Annotated in this window: 2 protein-coding genes; both read left to right on the top strand. The window is 70.4% G+C overall.

The window, feature by feature from the left end; translation table 11 throughout:
- Window positions 1-3197, top strand: a 3197-nt coding sequence (locus tag ACWC94_RS42195) for an RHS repeat-associated core domain-containing protein (RefSeq protein WP_450803079.1), incomplete at its 5' end; no start/stop codon positions are given.
- Window positions 3198-3219: 22 nt separating this feature from the next.
- The gene (locus tag ACWC94_RS42190; RefSeq protein ID WP_450803077.1) at window positions 3220-3528 is read left to right on the top strand and encodes a hypothetical protein; all 309 of its coding nucleotides are present in this window, start codon (window positions 3220-3222) and stop codon (window positions 3526-3528) included.
- The last annotated feature ends 99 nt before the right edge of the window (window positions 3529-3627 follow it).

Below are 3627 nucleotides of genomic sequence, written 5' to 3'. Positions count from 1 at the left end.
ACCCGTACACCGGTGTGACCCGGCACTTCGAACCCGCCGCAGCCACCGCGGGCGTGTGGTGGCTGACCAGGGTCGAGGACCGCAACCACAACCACGTCACCCTCGAACGCGACGCGGACGACACCCTGCTGGAGGTCACCCACTCCGGCGGCTACCGCATCCGGGTCGGCACGGCCCAGGGCGGCCCCCGCATCACCGGCCTGTACGCGGTCACCGAGGACGGCCCCGTCCGTCTGCGCGGCTTCCTCCACGACGAGTCGGGGAACCTGACCGAGGTCCGCAACGCCGCCGATGCGCCCACCCGCTTCACCTACGACTCCGCCCACCGCATCACCGGCTGGCGCGACAGCAACGACACCGTCTTCACCTACGTCTACGACGTGCAGGGCCGGGTCGTGGAGACGCACGGCAGCGAGGGCATCCTCAACTCCCGTATCGCATACGGTGATCCGGACGCCGACGGCACCACGACCGTGACGTACACCGACTCTCTCGGCCACGCCACGACCTACCGCGCCAACCGGCGCGGGCAGATCGTCGCCATCACCGACCCGCTCGGGAACACCACCACCCAGACCTGGGACGACCGGGACCACCTCCTCACCCGCACCGACCCCCTGGGCCGTACCACCCGCTGGGAATGGGATGCCGCCGGTGACCTCGTCTCCGTCACCACTCCGGACGGCACGGCAAGCCGCGTCACCTACAACGACCTGCACCTGCCCGTCCGCATCACGGACCCCCAGGGCGCCACACAACTGCAGACGTTCGACGAGCGCGGCAACTGCACCAGCCGCACCGCACCCGACGGCGCGGTCCACCGCTTCACCCACCACCCGACCGGCGCGGTCGCCGGCGTCGTCAACCCGCTCGGTGACACGCTTCGCGTCGACGCCGATGCCGCCGGGCTGCCGCTCGCCCTGGAGGACGCACACGGCACCCGCACCACGTACCGGCGGGACGCGTACGGGCGCACCATCGCCGTCACCGATCCGCTCGGGGCGACGACCACCCTGGTGTGGGACGCCGAGGGCCGCCTGCTGCGCCGCGACTCCCCGGACGGCACCAGCGAGTCCTGGACGTACGACGGCGAAGGGAGTTGCACCGGCCACACCGATCCGCTCGGACATCGCACGCGGCTGCGTCACGGTCCCTTCGACCTGCTCGCCGCTCAGCTCACCCCCGACGGCGCCGAGCACCGGTTCCGGTACGACACCGAGCAGCGGCTGACCGAGGTCACCAACCCCCTGGGACTGCAGTGGAGTTACACCTACGACGCGGCCGGACGGCTGGCCGCGCAGACCGACTTCGACGGCCGTACCACCCGCTATTCCTATGACGCGGCCGGGCAGCCCGTCGCGCGCACGAACGCCGCGGGCGAGACCATCACCTACGCCTACGACTCGGCCGGACGTCTCGTCGCCAAGGACGTCAGCGGGGAGCGCACCGAGTACGCCTACGACGCCGCCGGCCGGCTGACCGAGGCCGTCTCCGCCTCCTCGCGCCTCACCCGCGTCTATGACGCCGCGGGCCGTATGACGGCCGAGACCGTGGACGGCCGCACCACGCACTATCGCTACGACGCCCTCGGGCGCCGCACCGGCCGCGTCACCCCGACCGGCGCGGCCACCGAGACCGTCTGGGACGAGTTCGGCAACCGGAGCGGACTGCGTCTGGACGGCGACCACCGTCTGGCCTTCGACCACGACCCACTGGGCCGGGAGATCCGCCGCACACTCGGCGACCATGTGGCACTCGATTCGGGATGGGACTCCCTCGGGCGTCTGGCGAGTCACACCCTCAGCACCGGCCACGGGCCGCTGCGCCGCCGGGAGTTCGGCTACCGGGCGGACGGCCAGCCGGTCTCCGTCACGGACCGTGCCACCGGCCGGGCCGTCCACTACGAGCTGGACCCGATCGGCCGTCCGCTGGCCGCCACCGGTCCCCGCGCGTCGGAGACGTACACGTACGACGCCGCAGGCAACCAGACCCACGCCGCGTGGGCCGGCACGCCCGTCGACGCCGACTCCGCCGGGGAGCGGACCTTCGACGGCACCCGCGTGCTGACCGCGGGCCGCGTCACCTACCGCTACGACGCGGCCGGCCGGCTCGTCGAACGCCGCAAGAAGCGCCTGTCACGCCCGGCGGACGTCTGGCGGTACACGTGGAACGCCGAGGACCGCCTCACCACCTGCACCACACCCGACGGAGTCACCTGGCACTACAGCTACGACGCCCTGGGCCGGCGCACCGCCAAGTACCGCCTCGCCGACGACGGGGTCACCCGGATCGACGAGACGTGCTTCAGCTGGGACGGCAGCCGTCTCGCCGAGGAACGTCAGCACGGCGGTGGCGCCGTCCTCACCTGGGAGTACGACGGCCACCGACCGCTGGCACAGTACGAGCGCCGGGCCGTGGACCAGGACCGGGTCGACGCCAGGTTCTTCGCCATCGTCACCGACCTCGTGGGCGCGCCGACGGAACTCGTCGACGAGCGGGGCACCCTCGCCTGGCGCAGCCGCAGCACCGTCTGGGGCACGACGGCCTACAACTCCGATGCCACCGCCTACACCCCGCTGCGGCATCCCGGCCAGTACGCCGACTCCGAGACCGGCCTCCACTACAACTACTTCCGCCACTACGATCCCGAGACCGCCCGGTACACCAGCCCCGATCCGCTCGGTCTCACCCCCGCCCCGAACCCTCTCGCCTACGTCACCAATCCGCAGACCTGGTCCGACCCGCTGGGACTGACGCCGTGCGTGCACCTCTACCACGCCACGAACAGGGCCGGGGAGCGCAGCATCCGGACCCACGGCATCGACCCGAGCTTCGCGCCGCGCCCGATGGACTTCGGCAACGGGTTCTACACGACGCGCAGTCGGCAACAGGCCGAGGAGTGGGCCCGGATGCGGTTCGGCGACGACGGAGTGGTGCTCCACTTCAAGGTGCCGGCGCATGAATTCGAGGCGCTGAACCGCAGGTCTTTCACCGAGAACGACCCGGAACTGTCCGATTTCGTGCGCCACTTCCGTGCCGGGGACGGGACCGAAGTGCCCAAGTACGATGTCGTCGACGGACCCATGCTCAGAAACGTGAAGGCGTTCATGAAGAAGGGCGCGGTTCCCCGGTGGAGCGGCGACCAGGTCGTCTTCTTCGGCGACACCGGGTCCCTGCTCGACCGGGCGCTTCAGTGAGATCCAAGCAAGAGAGCCAACCATGAGTACTACGTTCACCATGCCCACCTCGCCCGAGACGCTGGAGCTCCTCGACGACATCGCGGACGAGATGGTCTCGGAATTCGGGATCTCGCGTGCGGAGGCCGTGGCCCGGATCAATGAGCAGTGGCACCAGCAGGACCTGTCGGACGAGGACAGCCTCGTCCTCCACGAGGAAGAGCGCTACTGGGCGTTCGTCATCTATTTCGGCGGGAATGTACCGGACTGGAGCCCCGGGGCGGATCACAGCACCTGGGCCCCCAAGCCCCCGCCGGCCGCCGACTCCGGATTCTGGACCGTGCCGGCCTAGAACACGGATCCGCGGCAAGATCCTGAACGTGGAGAAGGCCAGGATCGACAAGATCCTGCAGAACCAGGAGATCCAGGCGCTGATCTCGGCCTTCGGCAC

Source organism: Streptomyces sp. NPDC001135, from assembly GCF_053598395.1.
Note: the sequence above shows the minus strand (reverse complement) of the source record. Positions and strands in the feature narration are given on the sequence as shown.

Coding starts and splice junctions, on each gene's coding strand:
- ACWC94_RS42190 (WP_450803077.1), top strand. CDS start 3,220: ATGAGTACTACGTTCACCATGCCCACCTCGCCCGAGACGCTGGAGCTC.